Source organism: Pedobacter sp. MR2016-24, assembly GCF_026239655.1.
Lineage (GTDB): Bacteria > Bacteroidota > Bacteroidia > Sphingobacteriales > Sphingobacteriaceae > Pedobacter.
In genome coordinates this window covers 76716-94233 of sequence record NZ_JAPIVO010000007.1, presented here as the reverse complement: position 1 = coordinate 94233, position 17518 = coordinate 76716, and the positions used below count along the sequence as shown (strand labels likewise).

The window sequence follows — 17518 nt, the reverse complement described above, 5'->3', positions numbered from 1 at the left end:
GTATAGAATATATTTATGAAAGCTTTATCATTTCGGGATCGTTTACAGCAAATGATTTACAAGGTCATTAACCCATTCGTTAAAGGCCTGATCAAAATCGGGCTTACGCCCAATGCAGTAACCACTATCGGATTAATATTGAATATTGGCGTAGCTGTTATCTTTATTTTCGGTGCCGAAAAGACAAATAGGGGCGACCTGTCATTTGTCGGATGGGCTGGTGCCCTGGTTCTCTTCGCCGGATTATTTGATATGCTGGATGGACAGGTCGCACGTTTAGGTAACATGAGTTCTACTTTTGGTGCATTATACGACTCTGTACTGGACCGTTATAGTGAACTGGTCATGTTTCTGGGTATCTGTTATTACCTGGTTTCACACCATTATTTTTTAAGTTCTCTGTTTGCGTTTATCGCCTTAATGGGCTCAATGATGGTAAGTTATACAAGAGCAAGAGCTGAAGGGTTGGGGATTGAATCTAAAGGAGGCTTAATGCAAAGACCTGAGCGTGTGGTAACGATTGGAATCTGTGCAATGGCGAGCGGTATTGCTGGTCATTATATTGGTGGTGACTACAAAATTTTTATTCCTGGGGTATCCTTCCATATATTTGAGACGATCTCTATCTTCACCATTCCGATTACTATCATGGCCATCATGACCAATATTACGGCTGTGAACAGGTTAAGAGGTGCAAAAAAAGCTTTAGAGGCAAAAGATTTTCAGGCAAAAAATAAGGCTGCCTCATTGGTCGTAACAGGTACTGTACTCATGGTGTTGTTATTTGGTGCTGTAAATCCTTTATCTTCCTATGCACAGGCGAAAGATGTAAGTAATCCTTCGCCATTAAAATTCCCTACGCCAAAAGGAATTGCTAATCAATTATTTTATCTGCAGCGCGATCCAAATACGAACACTATTATTTGTGCGCTGAACCAGGATAGTAAAGGAGTGATTGACAAGGATGAACCAGTTAATGTTTACTGGATTCGTTATGCTGATGAAGGCGAAAAAAAAGAACTGGGCTATGTTCAACGTAAGTTTGCTTATGGCATTGAATCCAAAGCGCTGGGCAAAGATCAGTACGAACTAAGATTTGTATCGCACAAGAAATTGCCTATGTACCTGACTAAATCAGAAGATGATAAAAAATATCATGTTTACGTGACAGTCAATAATAAGAAAATTCAAATAGAACGCATATTTTTGCGCATAGAAGGCGGGTCGTTCTGGCTGCCGAATGTTAAGTATGTTGATATTAAAGGAATCAACACTTCTACAAATGAATTAACTACAGAACGTATTAAAATTTAAACAAACATGAGCAGGAATTTCGTTTCTAATTCTTCTGAATCTATCAGAATGTTCAAAAACGGACTTTTGGAAAGTCTGTCTAAAGTTCATTATTTTGTACCCCTGATCGTTTATGTTCCGGTAATCCTATTTTTAGGCTGGATATCTTTTTCTGATGCGCACATGGACCTCCTTTCTTTTATTGGCTGGTTTGCGGGTGGATTATTTGTATGGTCATTCTCTGAGTATGTGATGCACAGGTACGTTTTTCATTTTTACCCAAAGTCTAAAATCGGTAAAAGAATTCATTTTATTTTTCATGGGGTACACCATGATTATCCAAATGATGCAAAGCGACTGGTAATGCCTTTATCGGCTAGTATTCCTATGGCTTCAGCATTATATTTTCTATTCCTGTTTCTCCTGCCGGCCGGTACTATTTATGCTTTCTTTTGCGGATTTCTCCTGGGCTATCTGGTGTATGATATGATGCATTACGCATTGCACCATGCCAACTTTAAAAGCGCTTTCTGGAAAAAATTGAAAAAACACCATATGTTACATCACTATTCAGATTCCACAAAGGGATACGGTGTGAGTTCTACGATATGGGATAAAGTATTAGGTTCAGATTTTATGAAAAAGAATGATGCCGGATAAAAAAGATATTATTGCTGCCACGACCGTATCTTTATTTTATCTTCTTTTATCTTATTTTGTAGTCGGGTTTAAATCTGATCAGCTTGTGCTGATTTTAATTTTCAATAGCCTTTTTTACGCGTCTTCTATCACCAGGAAGTTTATATTGGGTTTTTCTATTTTCATTGTATACTGGATTTTGTTCGATTACATGAAGGCATTTCCTAATTATAACTTTGGCAAAGTGCATATTGCTGAATTATATCATTTGGAAAAATACCTGTTTGGTATCCATTCGAACGGGCATATCCTCACACCAAATGAATTCTGGAGAATACATGGTACCACTTTTACAGATGTGGCCACGGGTATTTTTTACCTGATGTGGATTCCCGTACCGTTGGCATTTGCGGGTTATATGTTCTTCAGGAACAGAAAACAATTCCTTTATTTTTCACTGACCTTTGTACTGGTTAACCTGATCGGATTCGTGGTTTATTATATTTATCCCGCTGCTCCGCCCTGGTATGTGCAATATCATGGATTCGTATTTCATGCACATACACCTGGAAATACTGGCGGGCTGATTAAATTCGATCGTTTCTTTAATACACCTGTATTTCAATCTATTTACAGTAAAGGCTCTAATGTCTTCGCTGCAATGCCTTCGTTACACTCGTCTTATCCGGTAATAGTAGTATATTATGGAATCAAAAACAGACTTGGATTGGTTAATGTTTTCTTCGCAGTGGTGATGTTAGGTATTTGGTTCACTGCAGTTTATGCCAGTCACCATTACGTTTTAGATGTTATTTTTGGTATTCTTACCGCAATCGTAGGTATTAATCTTTTCAACTTGCTCATCAGAAAAACTTCATTAAATCTTCTGGTGGAAAAATACGCTGCCGTCATCCGTTAAACTCCTGTTTGTTTTTGATCAGCAGGAATTTGATTTAGAATGCCTAAATTACCATAAATAAAAATTGAGTATTGACACCGCAGGCATCTATTAAACTATCAGAGCTTACTGGCCACATCAGCAGCGTCATCAGTGACGTATTTGGTGCTAAAACCTATTGGGTAATTGCAGATATCACCAATTATACTTTTAAGGCCCAATCCAACTATCATTATTTTGAACTGGTAGAAAAGGAGAAGTCTTCGGCCAGGATTCTTGCAAAAATCGCAGGTCGCGCCTGGGGCAACGCATCTGTCAACATCGCTAACTTTGAACGCGTAACTGGTCAGCAGTTCAAAAATGATATTAACGTCTTGGTTCAGGTCAGTGTCCAGTATACGCCTTCTTTCGGCTTACAGCTCAATCTGCTGGATATTGATACAACTTTTACGCTGGGTAAATTTGAGCAGCAACGGAAGGAAACATTGGATAAATTGCTGCGTGATAATCCCTCGTTTATTCAGTTGGTTAACGGACAGTATATCACGAGAAACAGCCAGTTGCCGCTAAATAGAGTCCTGCAGCGCATTGCCGTGATATCTTCTGATACCTCTGCCGGTTATCTGGATTTTAAACATACACTGGAAAATAACGCTTTTGGTTATAATTTTGAGATCGACGATTATTTTGCGCTTGTTCAGGGGGAGGGGAATGCAAAACAATTTTTAACGAAACTGATTGCTGTTTTTGAATCCGGTATCGCTTACGATGCGCTGATTATTATTCGCGGAGGTGGTGCACAGCTGGATTTCCTGATTTTCGATAATTACGAATTGAACCGGGCTATTGCCAAGTTCCCCATTCCTGTCATTACCGGGATTGGTCACCAGAAAAATGAAACCATTGCCGATCTGATGGCACATACATCCACCAAAACACCTACAAAAGCTGCGGAGATGCTGATTGCGCATAACAGGAATTTCGAGGAATCAATTTTATCAGCACAGCAACAGATGCTGATCAAAACTTTTCAGTTATTGTCACACCATAAAGAGCAGCTGGGATGGCTGAATCAGGTAACCATCAACTCCGTAAAAAATCAGCTGAACAGCCAGCACCGGAGGATTGTGGCGCTTTCCGGAATGATCCTGACCAATCCGAAAATGAGCTTGTCCAATAAGGCAAAGGATCTTAGTAATATAGTGGCGAATATGAAGTCCTTTAACAGGATGTATTTTGCCAATAAACGCGTATATATTGGCCATTTTGAATCGGTAGTCAGATTGATGAGTCCGCAGAATATTTTGAATAAAGGTTTTGCAATCATAAAAGTTAACGGTACTATTGTGAGCAACGGCGAAGAATTGTCGCCCGGAACTGAGATGACCATCAGCATGGCTTCTACAGAAATTAAAGCAAAAGTTTTATCTAAACTACAGAAAAATGGAAAAGAATTTGAACTATGAGGCTGCTTATAATGAGCTGGCACTGATTGCACAGGAAATTGAGACAGAAGCGGTGTCTGTAGACGTACTTGCTGAAAAGGTGAAACGCGCGTCGGAGCTGATTTCCTTTTGTCAGACCAAATTAAGGTCGACCGAAAACGAAGTCAACAAGATCATAAAACAGATGGAAAACCAGTCCATATAACTATATTCGCGAATGTCACAACAACTCATATACACACCAGAACAGGAAGAGGTTTTTTTTGATCAGATCGATCAGGTCTATGCACTTGCAGAAGATTTAAAATTTGAAGAAGCAGAGCAGCTTTTGCTGGAGATTGAAGATTCTATTCTTGATCCGAAAGAGAATTGCAGTGTTGGCGGCATTTTACTGGACAGTATCTTTGCATTCTATGAACAAGCTGGTCAGGTAGAAAAGGCTTTGCCTTATTTTATTAAAGAGACTGACTACCTGCAGGAGAAGATAAAAACGGAGTCCATCAAAAGTATCAGCCACTTTATCACCACAGGTGCAATTTATTATGCGCTTGCAGATTTGGAGCTGGCAAGAAAGTATTTTAAGCTAGCACATAAATCAGGGAAATCAGGTGATTTTCAGGATTATAATCCTGACTTTTTACATATAGCACTGATTTCTGATGCGGAATTTATTGAATTCAGCAGGGATTTTGTCCCTCAGACCAATATGGACCAGGAAGATCTTTCCGAGGAACAGCAGGAACTGATTGACGATTATAGTGAGAAAGGAAACCTGGCAATGGACAATGGAGAATATACCGTGGCTATCAGCTGGTTTACGAAAGCAATGGAAGTTTTACCTGAACCGGCGGGCGACTGGGAAGCATCAGGATGGCTTTCTGCCTCTATCGGTGATGCTTACTTTAGCGCAGGAAAATACAAACAGGCACTGGAAAACCTTCATTCAGCGCTCCAGATTTATGGAGAGGGGGAAGATGCAAATCCATTTGTTTTGCTGAGGTTAGGTGAAACTTATTTCGAGCTGAACGACCACAAAAAGGCTACTGATTATCTTTTGATGGCTTATAAAATGGAAGGTGAAGCCATTTTTGAGGAAGAGAAAAAATACCTTAATTTTCTGAAAAAACAAACAAAATTATAGGTGCCTACGCTGAGATCAGCTGTTCCTGAATTGCCGAAACCAGATGAGAAAGGTCGAATGGTTTCGGCACTACTTCATCTGCGCAAATTTCTTTGATTATATGAGCCTTAGGATGGGTAGAGAGCACCACTACCGGAATATGTGACGTATCCTCCGCTGCTTTTATTGCTTCGCATAAGGCGGTGCCTTCCGCTGTTGGATTAATCACATCCAGCAAAATTATGTCCGGCTGAAAAGATTTGATTTCCTGAAATACGAGTTCATTTCTTGATAAAAGAAGAACTTCGTAACCTTCTTCCGTAAGTAGCAGGTTGATCAGTTCAAGGATATCCTTGTTTTTCTCTAGTACAAGTACTTTTTTCTTCATGACTTACAAATAATCCCTGTAAGGCCTGAGGACTTACAGCGTATAAATGTAGCTATAAAATTGTTCTTTTCTAAAAACAAGAGGATCAATATTATTATAATGACAATTGTTTGGTTACTACAGCCAGAAATACATTTATGTCGAAGGGTTTACTGATGAAATCTTCTGCACAGGCTTCTTCCAAAACAGATTTTTCTGCTGCATGTGCCGACATGATGATTACAGGGATTGTACTTTTTTGCGGATTTTCTTTGAGATTTCTGCATAGCTCAATCCCATTTCCATCTGGCAGCATTACATCCATTAGAATAAGATCTGGCTCTGCTGAAGTGATATAGTTCAGAAATTCCTTAGCCGTACCCGATTCAGTAACGGTGTATCCGCTGTCGGTCAAAATGTAATAAATAATAAAACGAATATCCTCGTCGTCTTCAACTATATGTATCCGTTTCCCCATGTATGCATTTTTGTGTTATGACAGTGATTAAACGAGCAGGATTAATAAAAGGTTTTGAAAAGATTATAATTTCTGATTAATTCGCAATTTAATGCAGGTTATGTTTGTTTTTTTCCTAAAAGTGATATATTTGGGAGCTAATAAAAATTTAAACATGGAAAAATTTACAAAATTAAAAGAACTGCTATCTTCGGTAGAGGCTGATGCAGAGAAATTTTACAATGCTGGCAACAGTGCTGCTGGTACGAGAGTACGTAAAGCAATGCAGGATTTAAAAGTTCTTGCTCAGGACATCCGTACTGAAGTAACTGAAAAGAAAAATTCAGGTAAATAGTATTTCAACCTAACCAAGAAGAAGGCATGTCAGATCTCATTTGATATGCCTCTTTTTATTTAAACCATTCCTATGAATTATATTGCCAGTGCTAATCGTTATAAAGAAATGACCTATCGCCGCTGTGGTAACAGTGGATTAAAATTATCGGCTGTCTCTCTTGGCTTATGGCATAATTTCGGACACGTAGATCAGCTGGAAAATTCCAGGAATATTATCAGGCTGGCTTTCGATAGCGGAATTACGCATTTTGACCTTGCTAATAATTACGGGCCTCCTCCGGGTTCCGCTGAAGAAAATTTCGGACGTATTTTAAAACAGGACTTCCAGTCATACCGTGACGAACTGATTATTTCATCAAAAGCGGGATACACCATGTGGGATGGACCATATGGAGATTGGGGATCTAAAAAATACCTGGTATCCAGTTTAGACCAGAGTCTTAAACGGATGGGCCTGGATTATGTTGATATTTTTTATCACCACAGACCAGATCCTGAAACTCCGCTGGAAGAAACGATGGCAGCACTGGATCTGATTGTGCGTCAGGGAAAAGCTTTATATGCCGGGATCTCCAATTATGCAGCGCCTGAGGCAGCAAAGGCGATTGCGATACTTAAAGATCTGGGAACACCTTGTTTAATCCATCAGCCCAAATATTCCATGTTTGAAAGATGGGTAGAAAATGGTTTACTGGATCTTCTGGGTAAGGAGGGGGTAGGATGTATTCCTTTTTCTCCGCTTGCACAGGGACTGCTGACTGATAAATACTTACATGGCGTTCCTGCAGATTCCAGAGCGGCAAAATCTCATGGTGCCCTGCAGGAAAATCAGATCACTGAAAAAGTATTACAGCAACTGAATGCCTTAAATGCAATAGCTGTTGAACGTGGTCAGACTCTCGCACAAATGGCGCTGTCATGGGTTTTACGCCATGAAACCGTAACGTCAGTACTTGTTGGTGCGAGCAGGCCAGACCAGTTAGCAGATTCGATAAAATGCCTGGACCGTCTTTTATTTACTACTGAAGAGCTTCAGGATATAGAACAGATCCTTAAAAAATAAGATATCTTTGTAACCTCAAAGCAGGCGGGCACCCAATGTTCCGCCTGCTTTTTTTTAAACGATATCCTTATTTGTAAAATGACAGTAGAAGAAAAGATCAAAGCGTCTGAGACCCGTATTTTTAAAGCCGTATTCCCTAATACGACAAATCATTATGACACACTTTTTGGAGGCACAGCAATGATGCTGATGGATGAGGTTGCATTTATTACAGCAACGAGGTTCAGCAGGCAGCGTATGGTGACCGTAAGTAGTGACAGAATAGATTTTAATCATCCTATTCCGGCAGGTACAATTGTAGAGCTGATAGGTAGTATCAGTCATATCGGGACGACAAGCATGAAGGTGAGAGTGGAGATTTTTGTGGAGCAGATGTATTCTGAGGATAGAGAGAAGGCGGTTAGTGGGGAGTTCTCCTTCGTCGCAATTGACGAGCATAAAAAACCAACTAAGATTTTAAAATAGATAGTACTGATAAAAAAACAGGTCTGCTATTTTTCGCCTGCCTATCTTTTGCTGCGCAAAACATAGAAGGTCGAAAAATAGCAGACCTGTTTTTTTATGCGTATGCTGATTGGGTGGAGACTGGGTTGCTTTGTCAGGAGAATCGCTATTTCAACTCAGTCGTGGGGAGAAAAGCCGGTAAACATACAATTTACCGGCTTGTTGATTCGCATCTGTATAGCTGTTTGCCTAGAGGCCTAGTTTTTTGCTGATAGCTGAAGGGATACCGCCTTTGTTTAGCAGGAAGGCGGTTGTTTTATATTTTACATAGTTTTTAGTGACGTACAGGTAGCCTTTGTAATCGTTTGTTGCACCCCATGAGTTTTTTACAATGTAATATTCTTTACCATTTTGGTCTTTTGCAAGTCCAACGATGTGCATACCATGATCGTCTGTGGTCTGATAGTTATCAAATGCAAGCTGACGGTTTGCTGCTGTAATTTCCATTTCTGGTTGCGGATCACTGAACAGGTTAGCGGTTTCCTGGGGAGTCATTTCATCGAATGGTTTTGCCGGTACGAAAGCTACTCCGTTTTTATAAGAGAATGATTTTTCACTTACATCTGTCGCCCATGCTACGGAGTATCCTTTTTTAAGTGCGTTGTCAATGATGTCGGTAATTTCATTTACCTGTACATTGTATACCTGATCAAATGACCAGTTGTCTGGTACCAGCAGGGTGAATTTGCTATAGTAAGGGTGATCGTTAAATGAGGAAAGCTCTACATATTCGTCCGGATTGATGCCCACAACATCTTTAGCAAATGACTGTGGTGTGTAGCTTTTGCCTTTATAGTCGAAATTTTTTGGCACTTCACCCAGGTAAGAGTCGAGGATAGCCGTGTAGGCTTTTAACCAGTTTGGCGTAAGTGTTCCATTTGGGTTTTTGACGATTGCTTCAAGGAAACCACTGGTCAGGCCGCCCATTTCAGCGAATTTGTTTGTTTTTGTACCGTAGTTTAGTCCGGTATAGTTGATTTGCGGCATTGCACCGTATAGTCTGAACATATTGATCACATCATGCAGTGCACCACCGTCGCCCAAAGTTACGGCGCCATGCATGCGCACATAGTTTTTACCTTTTTCCACATAGGCATTGCGTGCGGAAAATATTTCAGATAAAGCTACCGGCTCCTTACCCATACGGATCATTTCAGATTCCAGGAAAGAATTGGTAGAATAACTCCAGCAGGTTCCTGAAGAGCCCTGATTTTTTACAGGTGTGTTTTCAAGGTTAATCAGCTCTGTGAATTTAAATCCCGCGGTACTGTTAGCAGACTGATTGTTTTTAAGGGAGTTAACCAGGTTGTCCTGGGCATAGCCAAAAGTAACAGTCATCATTAGTCCTGAGGCAAGGACCAATGGTTTCAAGAATTGTTTAGTCATTTTGTGTGTTAATTAATATTCAAACATAATAAAATATTCGCAACAGTATTGCATTTGCTTATATTTGCTGGGCAATCTACGGTATTTGTACAATTTTTAAAAAAAATATACCGGGAAATTTTATAATGGAAGAAGGCTGCACAGCATTAAAACTGATCAATCTTGCTAATTTTATATGGAGTATAAGTGTGCGCAAATCAAAAAATATATGAAGGCCAAAGAAGTAACATTGCTCACCGGATTTCTGGGCGCAGGAAAAACAACAATATTAAATGCGATGATTGCGGGGAAAAAAGATACCCGGTTTGCCATCATTGAAAACGAGATTGGTGAGGAGAGTATCGATGCCGGATTGATCATTAAAGGTGAGGATGATATCATGGAGCTCAATAACGGATGTTTATGCTGTACGCTGAATGATAACCTTTATGATTTGCTGAATAGTTTATGGGAGAGAAGGGATTCCTGGGATCATCTGATTATTGAGGCAACAGGTATTGCGGATCCTGCCAATATTGCACATCCATTTTTGACGAGTGACCAGGTAAAGCGCGGCTTTCAGTTGAAACGGGTAATTTGTATTGTTGATGCGGAGCTCATCGAAGATCAGTTAAAAGAGCGTCCTGAAGCCATTCAGCAAATCGCTTTCAGCGATATTATTCTGCTGAATAAAGTAGAGCAGGTGAGTGCCGCCTATGTTACAGAAGTGCAGGCAGTGCTGAAAACGATCAATCCTTTTGCAGAAACGCTGATTGGTACGCAACAGGATTTCCAGATCAGAAAAATGTTCGCCAGGGAACGTTTCGCTAATTTCTACAGTAATCCGAAGCCCGTAGTTACACCAAAAGGCGTGTTCAGCTTAAGTAACCATACAGATGAAACGCGAACCATCATTGCTTCATCGTCTTCACATCATCGCCACGAGCATAGCGATATTGAAACTATTCTGCTAAAGTATAAAGAGAGTATGGATATACAGGAACTGGAATACCGTATGATGGTTTTCCTGATTGCGCAATCGGCTAATGTATATCGTGTGAAGGGGATTATTTACAGTCATGAGTTCCAAAGTCGTATCGTATTGCAGACCGTCGGTAAATCGCTGGCCATTACCATAGGCGAAACCTGGCTGCCGGATGAAATCAGGGAGACTAAAATTGTAGTGATCGGCAAGAAATTGAAGGTATATGGATTTGACAAGATGTTCCGCACCTGCCTTTATCCTGATCAGCTGAATCCCCTGATTTAAGGGTGATCCATACAGCTTTAATTCCTCCGCTTGGAACAACAATATCCTCCGCAGGGAATCCCGGATCTGCTGATTTTAGTGGCCATCATTCAACAGCAACGGCAGGGTCATCTCAATCTTACAGGTGGCATCGTCGCAGTTTTCAAAGTTAAACAGTACGGTGCTGCCATACAGATCGATATAATCTTGTCCATATTGTTTGAGGTCAGCCACCAATGCCTCGCCTGCGGTTTTGTCATAGCGGATCGTCAACAGTAAGGTCGCTGTTAAAATCTGTATGCTGAGCTTTAAGTCGGCCGCCTCATCGGGAATAACTTTACAGAAAGGTTCCAGTACATTGATTAGTGCCAGTGCTGCAACATCTTTGCCGGCAGGATCACCAGTTATCTGCAAATCTGCTTTTAGGTTATTGTGTAACTGATCGTAATTAATAAAATTGATGAATGTTTTTAAAGCTTCAATTTCTTCACTAAGAGGTGTTTGCTGTTGTTTACCCCGGTATAAACGGTAGCGCAGCAATTCAGAAAATGTAATTATTGATTCCGGCGTATAGGGTTCAGGAACGGTCGCTGCCCTTTTTAACTGTGATAAAGAGCGCATCATAAAATCCGGACTGATATTTGTTTTGAGCAGGTCAAGTTTGACCAGTTCTATTGCTTTTTTCTCCTGCTCCAGCTCCACCACCAAATTATTTTCTTCATTTTTCTCCATGAAAAAGAGCATCATACTAAAGAGCATGAAATTGCCTAAGTAGAGATAAGTTGTATTCAGATAGGCCGGCCAGAAATCTGTAGGTAAGCGCTCATCTGCCGGCATGTAGTTATTGAGATAAGTTAAATTAAAAAATGTATCTGAAACAGGTAACAGAAAGAAAATGAGGAGCAACAACAACCAGAATTGTGTGTTTTTGTTCCTTTTAAAAAAATAGGGGATCAGGTAAAGACAATATAGGTAGAAAAATACAGCAATATGCAGATTGGCCAGGAAAAAGTTTACAAAGATTACTGATGGCGTAATTGGTTGTTCTAATCGCCCAAGAGTACCGAAAAACAAAACCCAGGCCCAGTATAGGGCATGAGCAATCCATCGGCCTCTGGTAAAATAAACCCATCGGTTTCTGTTGTTGATTTCCTGTTGTACGAAAGTGCTCACGCTTAAAAGTCTATCATTAAATTCACCTCAAATCTATCCTTCATATTTTTTACCTCCAGTTCATGTTTACCAGGGTACAGGATTTCCAGCCTTCTTTTCACGTTTTTAAGTCCGATTCCTCCCTTATATTCTGAGATAGGCTGATTCGTGGAGATATGTAATGGCTTGCTGTTCTGCAGGTTGAAATGCATCGATTCCGAATTTACACTCACCGCCATATTAATCCATGATTTACCGAAACTTGTTTTCGTCCCATGTTTAAAAGCATTTTCAATGAAATTAATCAGTAATAATGGCGCAATATATTGATAGTTAACATCTCCTGTAATGTTCACATTCACTACACACTGGTCCTCTCTGTGGCGCAGCTTTTCCAGCGCAATATAGCTGTTGGTAAAGGTAAATTCATCTGCTAAAAGCACAGTGTCAGCTTTACATTCGTATAACATATAGTGAAGTAAGGATTCCAGCCGGTCTATGATGACGGGTGTCTGATCTGATTTTTTCAGACTTAATGCATAAATATTATTTAAGGTGTTGAATAAAAAGTGCGGATTTACCTGCGATTTCAGAAAGCTGCTCTCCAATGCAATTTTTTCTGTTTTGAACTGTGAGAGTAACTGAATCTGCCTTTGCCGTTCGTAGATATCCAGAAAGTAGCAAAAAGCGATAAAAGTGCCAAATAAGGCGATAAAGGTAAACAGATAACGCTGAGCCATCCCCCATATACTCATGTCCACCGACTGGCTGCTGATTGGGTAATGGAGATTAACCAGTTGTAATCCTGCAATCTGTATCGCATATCCGATCAGCATGAGAAGTATCGTCTTCCACCAGAAACCGAACTTGGTTTGATGGTAGACAGGCATTACAAAAAATGAAAAAGTATAGGATAACAGAAATATGGTCAGTAATCGGGTTGATCCTGCTAAAATTGAACGTTCCAGCGGATAGTTTAACGAATTCGCACTACTGATCAGCGTGTAAAAAAGAATAATGCCGATAATTACCCAGAATGCCATATGAAAGAGCCACTTATAGCCTTTAAAATTAGAGTCAAACTGATTTTTTAGTGTCGTGGGATTCAATTCCGGATTGTATTTTTATTTATGCTTTAGCAAATATGGTATTTTTTAGCGAAATCTCATTAAATTGGCAACATGGTTCATCTGCAAAAATTACTGCTTTTATCTTTTTTTTTCCTGGTCTCCTGTGCATCACATAAAATAAATACTGATCCGGGATTAGAGAAAGGCGTGAGTCTCAAATTAGCGGTTTCGCGTAAAGCCTTACTTTCAGCTATCAATTATACGCTGGATTTTGATATCCCCGCAGAAAGGAATAAGCCAGTTCCGGCAAACGAGATTTTGACGTTTGAGCTGAGTGCCACAGTACTGCCTTTACTACTTGACTTTAAAGAAGATCCCGCCAAAATTAAAAGCCTGCTGGTGAATGGAATAAAGGTGCCGGTTACGCACAAAGAAGAACATCTCATCCTCCCTCCTGAATTTTTAAAAAAAGGAAGAAATGAAGTGCGGATAGCTTTCGAAGCAGGAGAGGGTGCTTTAAACAGAAATGCAGATTATTTATATACGCTGTTTGTGCCCGATAGAGCAAGAACTGTTTTTCCTTGTTTTGATCAGCCTGACCTGAAGGCTACCTATTTGCTGAGCCTCCGGATTCCGTCCGACTGGTCGGCATTAGCGAATGCAGACCTGATGGACAAAACGGCGGAAAAAAACGCGACTACTTACCGATTTAAAAACTCTGATCTGTTGAGTACCTATTTATTTGCTTTTGCAGCTGGTAAATTCCAGGAAGTAACAGGTCTCGTAAACGATAAAAAATCTGAATTTCTGTACCGGGAGACAGATACTGCCAAAATCAGGCATAGCATTAAAGATATTTTTGCCATACATACCACTTCACTGCAATATTATGAGCGCTGGACAGGCATTCCTTATCCATTTCAGAAATTCGGATTTGTTGCTATCCCGGACTTTCAGTTCGGAGGGATGGAACACCCGGGTACGATCCAGTATAAAGCGGCTACACTGTTTTTGGATGGCGGGGCAACAAAAGATCAGGTAAATGCGCGGAACAACCTCATCGCACATGAATCTGCCCATATGTGGTTCGGCGACCTGGTCACCATGAGCTGGTTTTCTGATGTATGGATGAAAGAAGTTTTCGCTAATTTCATGGCTGATAAAAGTACAGGTGCTGCAGGTAGTCAGGAAGCATATGATTTAAAGTTTCTTGTAGACCACTTTCCTGCAGCCTATGCGGTGGATCGGACTAGCGGTGCAAACCCCATCCGTCAGTCGCTCGCCAACCTCAAAGATGCCGGCTCGCTATATGGTAATATCATTTATCACAAAGCGCCTGTCATGATGCAGCAGCTGGAACAATTAATGGGGAAAGACAAATTTCAGGCAGGGGTACGCGAATATCTGGGTAAATTTGCAAACAGCAATGCTTCATGGCCCGACCTCATCAGGATCCTCGACCGTTATACGGAGGCCGATCTTCAGCAATGGAACAAGGTCTGGGTAAATGAAACCGGCAGACCGGTGATCGATTACCACATCAGTTATGAGCAGGGGAAAATCACCAGATTCACTTTCCTTCAGCAAGCAGAATATGGCAAAAATCGCATCTGGCCACAATTTTTTGATATTACCCTTTTTTACCCTGATGCTACCAAAGTTGTTCACATTGACCTGCATGCAGCTAAACAAGATGCGGAGCAGGCTAAAGGTTTAGATAAACCCCTGTTTGTTCTCTTTAATTCCTCCGGGAACGGTTATGCACAATGGCCGGTGGATCCGGCATTGCCCGATCATCTGTTCACGATGAAAAGCCCTTTACATCGCGCAACAGCCTATATTTCATTGTATGAACGTGTACTCAGTGCGAAGACGATGCAGCCGCCAGCGTTGTTAAAATTGTTCAGCGAGGGACTGGCGCAGGAGCAGGAGGAGTTAAATATCAAACTGCTGACTGGATATATCAGCTCCTTATACTGGCAGTTTATCAATGCTGGTCAGCGCCAGACAATTGCTGCTGAACTGGAAACGGTATTATGGAAGGCGATGCTGCTGCAAAAGAGCGCTAACAACAGGAAGCTGTTATTTAAAAGCCTGCAGGATATTTTTCTCAGCAAGGCTGCGCGGGATCGTTTGTATACCATCTGGAAAACGCAGAAGGCGCCTGAAGGAATTAAACTCACCGAAGATGATTTTACCAGTCTCGCCCTTTCACTGGCAGTCAGGGATGATGCGGATAAAAGTATTTTAATTTTGCAAAAGGGTCGTATTACAAATCCTGACCGTAAACAGCGCTTTGAATTTATAATGCCGGCCGTATCAACTGATCCGCTGCAGCGGGATCAGTTTTTCAGCAGCCTTAGTCAGCAGTCAAACCGTACAAAGGAATCTAACGTACTGGCAGCCTTATATTATCTCCACCATCCTTTAAGGCAGCAGGAATCCGTTCGTTACCTGGCAAAGAGTCTCGCTTTACTGGAAGAGATACAGGTAACGGGCGATATCTTTTTTCCGCAATCCTGGTTGCAGACTACATTTGGCGCCTATCAGAGTAAGACAGCGGCAGCTATAGTAAGGGAGTTTATTAAAACTCATCCCGGTTATAATCCTAAACTCAAAGCCAAAATACTGCAGGCAGCAGATAATTTATTCCGGGCAGAAAATATTTGAGAATAATTTCGATATCGATATTGAAATTATTCGTATATTAGTATTTTAAAATCAGGTATTATGGCTATTCAACCAGTATTACTTTCAGATAAAAGGACAGAGACACTCCATATTAAGTTTAACGCGATAGATGTGAGCGATGATATGAAGGTCTTTCAATATGCCAGGCAGGGCTTAAAACCAGGTTTGTTTTATGATTTTGCTGAAGCGATCAATATTTCTAATAAATCATTAGCAGATCTGCTGAATATCTCCTCCCGTACCATCAGCAATTATAAAGAGCAAAAAAAACTACTGGAACCCGTTTATGGGGAGCATCTCCTAAAACTGATCGGTTTATACAAAAAAGGTGTAGGGCTGTTTGGCACCGTAGACGAGTTTAGCTACTGGCTGAATAAACCGTTCTGGAATTCAAAAGAACGGCCTATGGATTGGTTGAGCACCCCGGGAGGTGTAGACCTTGTTGCTGATGAATTAATGAAAATCGCCTATGGCGATGCAATGTAGTCAGCGCAATGATTGCATTTAGAATCGGACACAAAAATTATGCAGCTGCACTGGTGGCTTCCGGCGTAAACGGCAGATGGGCCTCTGCAGGGAAACATGTAATATATTGTGCAGAAAATATCCCGCTGGCATTTCTGGAAAGCATGATCAGGCGACAGGGCGTTGGTTTTAACGATGATTTCAAAACGGTATTCATAGACATACCTGATGACCTGCACATCGAAGCCGTGGATGAAAACGCGCTGGATCCCGACTGGCGGAACGCCTACAATTACAGCCATTGTCAGCCCACAGGAAATAAATGGTTTGACGATATGCGGGTACCTGTATTGAAAGTCCCCTCAGCGGTAATGCCGGGTTGTTATAACTACGTGATCAACACACTCCATCCAGATTTCAAACATATCAAAATAATTGCCGTTACGGCATTGGTTCCTGATGACAGGATCGAAGAAATACTTAAAAAATAAATATGAGCACAACGAACAAAATAGGGTGGATAGGCTTGGGAAACATGGGCAATCCTATGGTTAAAAACCTGGTGAAAGCTGGTTTTGAGGTCACCGTATATAATCGTAATCCGGAAAAATCAAAAGCATTGCAGGCTGAAGTAAAGGTGGAAATTGCAGCTTCCCTTGCAGAACTTGCAGGGAGCTCAGATTTCATCTTCACGATGCTGAGTGATGATGCTGCGCTGAAAGAGGTTTACCAGAGTGAAACCGGTCTGCTGGCCGCCGTACAATCGCATAAGTTCATCGCTATAGACATGAGTACGGTCTCTCCCGAAACCACAAAAATATTAGCTGCGCTTTGCCGCGAAAAAGGTATAGATTACCTGGATGCGCCTGTGTCAGGTAGCGTAAAACCTGCAGAAGAAGCACAACTGATTATCCTTGCCGGGGGAGAAGAAGCGGTATACGAAAAGGCAAAGCCAATGTTTGCTGCCATGGGCAAACTATCTACCTTACTTGGTCCTAACGGGGCTGGAAATGTGGCTAAACTGGCAATCAACCTGTTTCTGGGAATTACGGCCCAGGGATTGGCCGAAGCGGTAATATTTGCAGAAAAAAATGGAATTCAATCCTCGGCACTGCTCCCTTTAATCAATGCCGGCGCAGTAGGCAGCGGTCTGACCAAATTGAAAACAGAAAACATTGTCAGCAACAACTATAAGGCGGCATTTGCACTTAAGCTGCTCGCTAAAGATATCAGGCTGGCCACAGCAAACGGAATGGATACACCTATTGGCGGGGCATTAAGCCAAACCCTTGCCGGAGCGGTGGAAAAAGGTTTTGGTGAAGAGGATATGATTGCCGTGCTCAGGTATTTAAAAGCATAAATAATTTCCTTCCTCAGCAACAG

At 41.1% G+C, this 17518-nt stretch carries 19 protein-coding genes; 14 read left to right on the top strand and 5 right to left on the bottom strand.

The genetic code is table 11. The features are described 5' to 3' along the window. The first annotated feature begins 15 nt into the window (after positions 1-15). From OQX62_RS18890 to OQX62_RS18865, 6 genes are all read left to right on the top strand, one after another. Entirely contained in the window at positions 16-1314 is a 1299-nt protein-coding gene (locus OQX62_RS18890) for a DUF4833 domain-containing protein (RefSeq protein WP_265833185.1), read from the top strand. Positions 1315-1320: 6 nt separating this feature from the next. Beyond that, on the top strand, positions 1321-1953 hold the full coding sequence (locus OQX62_RS18885; protein WP_265833184.1) for a sterol desaturase family protein: 633 nt from the start codon (positions 1321-1323) through the stop codon (positions 1951-1953). Then, positions 1940-2851 (top strand): phosphatase PAP2 family protein, encoded by a 912-nt coding sequence (locus OQX62_RS18880; RefSeq protein ID WP_265833183.1) that lies wholly within the window; start codon positions 1940-1942, stop codon positions 2849-2851. Before OQX62_RS18885 ends, OQX62_RS18880 begins: the two co-directional genes overlap by 14 nt. A gap of 71 nt (positions 2852-2922) precedes the next feature. Next, positions 2923-4296, top strand: coding sequence for an exodeoxyribonuclease VII large subunit (gene xseA, locus OQX62_RS18875; RefSeq protein ID WP_265833182.1), 1374 nt, complete (start codon positions 2923-2925; stop codon positions 4294-4296). After that, positions 4274-4480 carry an exodeoxyribonuclease VII small subunit gene (gene xseB / locus OQX62_RS18870; RefSeq protein ID WP_265833181.1) on the top strand — a complete coding sequence of 69 codons (207 nt, stop codon included), beginning with the start codon at positions 4274-4276 and terminating at the stop codon, positions 4478-4480. The genes xseA and xseB overlap by 23 nt, the downstream gene beginning before the upstream one ends. Positions 4481-4492: 12 nt before the next feature. Next, positions 4493-5416, top strand: a complete 924-nt coding sequence (locus tag OQX62_RS18865) for a tetratricopeptide repeat protein (RefSeq protein ID WP_265833180.1) — start codon at positions 4493-4495, stop codon at positions 5414-5416. A 4-nt stretch (positions 5417-5420) separates the two neighbouring features. Here the strand turns inward: OQX62_RS18865 and OQX62_RS18860 are convergent, their stop codons facing one another. Next, on the bottom strand, positions 5421-5783 hold the full coding sequence (locus OQX62_RS18860; protein WP_265833179.1) for a response regulator: 363 nt from the start codon (positions 5781-5783) through the stop codon (positions 5421-5423). A 94-nt stretch (positions 5784-5877) separates the two neighbouring features. Beyond that, positions 5878-6240, bottom strand: coding sequence for a response regulator transcription factor (locus tag OQX62_RS18855; protein ID WP_265833178.1), 363 nt, complete (start codon positions 6238-6240; stop codon positions 5878-5880). 154 nt (positions 6241-6394) lie between these two features. On the opposite strand from OQX62_RS18855, the gene OQX62_RS18850 reads away from it, so the two are divergent. The 3 genes from OQX62_RS18850 to OQX62_RS18840 all read left to right on the top strand — a co-directional run bounded on the left by OQX62_RS18850 (position 6395) and on the right by OQX62_RS18840 (position 8104). Then, positions 6395-6574, top strand: a complete 180-nt coding sequence (locus OQX62_RS18850) for a histone H1 (protein ID WP_265833177.1) — start codon at positions 6395-6397, stop codon at positions 6572-6574. A 72-nt stretch (positions 6575-6646) separates the two neighbouring features. Continuing rightward, complete coding sequence (gene mgrA / locus OQX62_RS18845) at positions 6647-7639, top strand: L-glyceraldehyde 3-phosphate reductase (protein WP_265833176.1); 993 nt, start codon at positions 6647-6649, stop codon at positions 7637-7639. Positions 7640-7717: 78 nt separating this feature from the next. After that, the gene (locus OQX62_RS18840; RefSeq protein WP_265833175.1) at positions 7718-8104 is read left to right on the top strand and encodes an acyl-CoA thioesterase; all 387 of its coding nucleotides are present in this window, start codon (positions 7718-7720) and stop codon (positions 8102-8104) included. A 228-nt stretch (positions 8105-8332) separates the two neighbouring features. On the opposite strand, the gene OQX62_RS18835 is transcribed toward OQX62_RS18840, so the two are convergent. Then, positions 8333-9529 (bottom strand): aminopeptidase C, encoded by a 1197-nt coding sequence (locus OQX62_RS18835; protein ID WP_265833174.1) that lies wholly within the window; start codon positions 9527-9529, stop codon positions 8333-8335. Positions 9530-9737: 208 nt separating this feature from the next. On the opposite strand from OQX62_RS18835, the gene OQX62_RS18830 reads away from it, so the two are divergent. Beyond that, a complete protein-coding gene (locus tag OQX62_RS18830) occupies positions 9738-10778 on the top strand; it encodes a CobW family GTP-binding protein (protein WP_265833173.1) in 1041 nt (346 codons plus the stop codon). A gap of 75 nt (positions 10779-10853) precedes the next feature. On the opposite strand, the gene OQX62_RS18825 is transcribed toward OQX62_RS18830, so the two are convergent. Both OQX62_RS18825 and OQX62_RS18820 read right to left on the bottom strand, forming a co-directional pair. Further along, complete coding sequence (locus OQX62_RS18825; RefSeq protein WP_265833172.1) at positions 10854-11930, bottom strand: histidine kinase; 1077 nt, start codon at positions 11928-11930, stop codon at positions 10854-10856. 2 nt (positions 11931-11932) lie between these two features. Then, complete coding sequence (locus tag OQX62_RS18820) at positions 11933-12952, bottom strand: sensor histidine kinase (RefSeq protein ID WP_265833171.1); 1020 nt, start codon at positions 12950-12952, stop codon at positions 11933-11935. A gap of 138 nt (positions 12953-13090) precedes the next feature. Here OQX62_RS18820 and OQX62_RS18815 point away from each other — a divergent pair, with 138 nt between their 5' ends. Genes OQX62_RS18815 through OQX62_RS18800 form a run of 4 tightly spaced genes read left to right on the top strand, consistent with a single transcriptional unit; the run spans position 13091 to position 17495 of the window. Continuing rightward, positions 13091-15649: a M1 family metallopeptidase gene (locus OQX62_RS18815; protein WP_265833170.1), complete on the top strand. Its 2559-nt coding sequence runs from the start codon at positions 13091-13093 to the stop codon at positions 15647-15649. A 60-nt stretch (positions 15650-15709) separates the two neighbouring features. Further along, entirely contained in the window at positions 15710-16156 is a 447-nt protein-coding gene (locus OQX62_RS18810) for an antitoxin Xre-like helix-turn-helix domain-containing protein (protein WP_265833169.1), read from the top strand. A gap of 8 nt (positions 16157-16164) precedes the next feature. Continuing rightward, entirely contained in the window at positions 16165-16626 is a 462-nt protein-coding gene (locus OQX62_RS18805) for an RES family NAD+ phosphorylase (RefSeq protein ID WP_265833168.1), read from the top strand. A gap of 2 nt (positions 16627-16628) precedes the next feature. Then, on the top strand, positions 16629-17495 hold the full coding sequence (locus OQX62_RS18800) for an NAD(P)-dependent oxidoreductase (RefSeq protein WP_265833167.1): 867 nt from the start codon (positions 16629-16631) through the stop codon (positions 17493-17495). Positions 17496-17518: the final 23 nt, after the last annotated feature.

Excerpts from the sequence above, each read along its gene's own strand:
- OQX62_RS18880 (WP_265833183.1), top strand. The coding sequence starts at position 1,940 with ATGATGCCGGATAAAAAAGATATTATTGCTGCCACGACCGTATCTTTA.
- mgrA (WP_265833176.1), top strand. The coding sequence starts at position 6,647 with ATGAATTATATTGCCAGTGCTAATCGTTATAAAGAAATGACCTATCGC.
- OQX62_RS18815 (WP_265833170.1), top strand. The coding sequence starts at position 13,091 with ATGGTTCATCTGCAAAAATTACTGCTTTTATCTTTTTTTTTCCTGGTC.
- OQX62_RS18830 (WP_265833173.1), top strand. The coding sequence starts at position 9,738 with ATGAAGGCCAAAGAAGTAACATTGCTCACCGGATTTCTGGGCGCAGGA.
- OQX62_RS18885 (WP_265833184.1), top strand. The coding sequence starts at position 1,321 with ATGAGCAGGAATTTCGTTTCTAATTCTTCTGAATCTATCAGAATGTTC.
- OQX62_RS18820 (WP_265833171.1), bottom strand. The coding sequence starts at position 12,952 with ATGGCATTCTGGGTAATTATCGGCATTATTCTTTTTTACACGCTGATC.
- OQX62_RS18865 (WP_265833180.1), top strand. The coding sequence starts at position 4,493 with ATGTCACAACAACTCATATACACACCAGAACAGGAAGAGGTTTTTTTT.
- xseB (WP_265833181.1), top strand. The coding sequence starts at position 4,274 with ATGGAAAAGAATTTGAACTATGAGGCTGCTTATAATGAGCTGGCACTG.
- OQX62_RS18855 (WP_265833178.1), bottom strand. The coding sequence starts at position 6,240 with ATGGGGAAACGGATACATATAGTTGAAGACGACGAGGATATTCGTTTT.
- OQX62_RS18805 (WP_265833168.1), top strand. The coding sequence starts at position 16,165 with ATGATTGCATTTAGAATCGGACACAAAAATTATGCAGCTGCACTGGTG.
- OQX62_RS18810 (WP_265833169.1), top strand. The coding sequence starts at position 15,710 with ATGGCTATTCAACCAGTATTACTTTCAGATAAAAGGACAGAGACACTC.
- OQX62_RS18850 (WP_265833177.1), top strand. The coding sequence starts at position 6,395 with ATGGAAAAATTTACAAAATTAAAAGAACTGCTATCTTCGGTAGAGGCT.
- OQX62_RS18840 (WP_265833175.1), top strand. The coding sequence starts at position 7,718 with ATGACAGTAGAAGAAAAGATCAAAGCGTCTGAGACCCGTATTTTTAAA.
- OQX62_RS18860 (WP_265833179.1), bottom strand. The coding sequence starts at position 5,783 with ATGAAGAAAAAAGTACTTGTACTAGAGAAAAACAAGGATATCCTTGAA.
- OQX62_RS18800 (WP_265833167.1), top strand. The coding sequence starts at position 16,629 with ATGAGCACAACGAACAAAATAGGGTGGATAGGCTTGGGAAACATGGGC.
- OQX62_RS18890 (WP_265833185.1), top strand. The coding sequence starts at position 16 with ATGAAAGCTTTATCATTTCGGGATCGTTTACAGCAAATGATTTACAAG.
- OQX62_RS18835 (WP_265833174.1), bottom strand. The coding sequence starts at position 9,529 with ATGACTAAACAATTCTTGAAACCATTGGTCCTTGCCTCAGGACTAATG.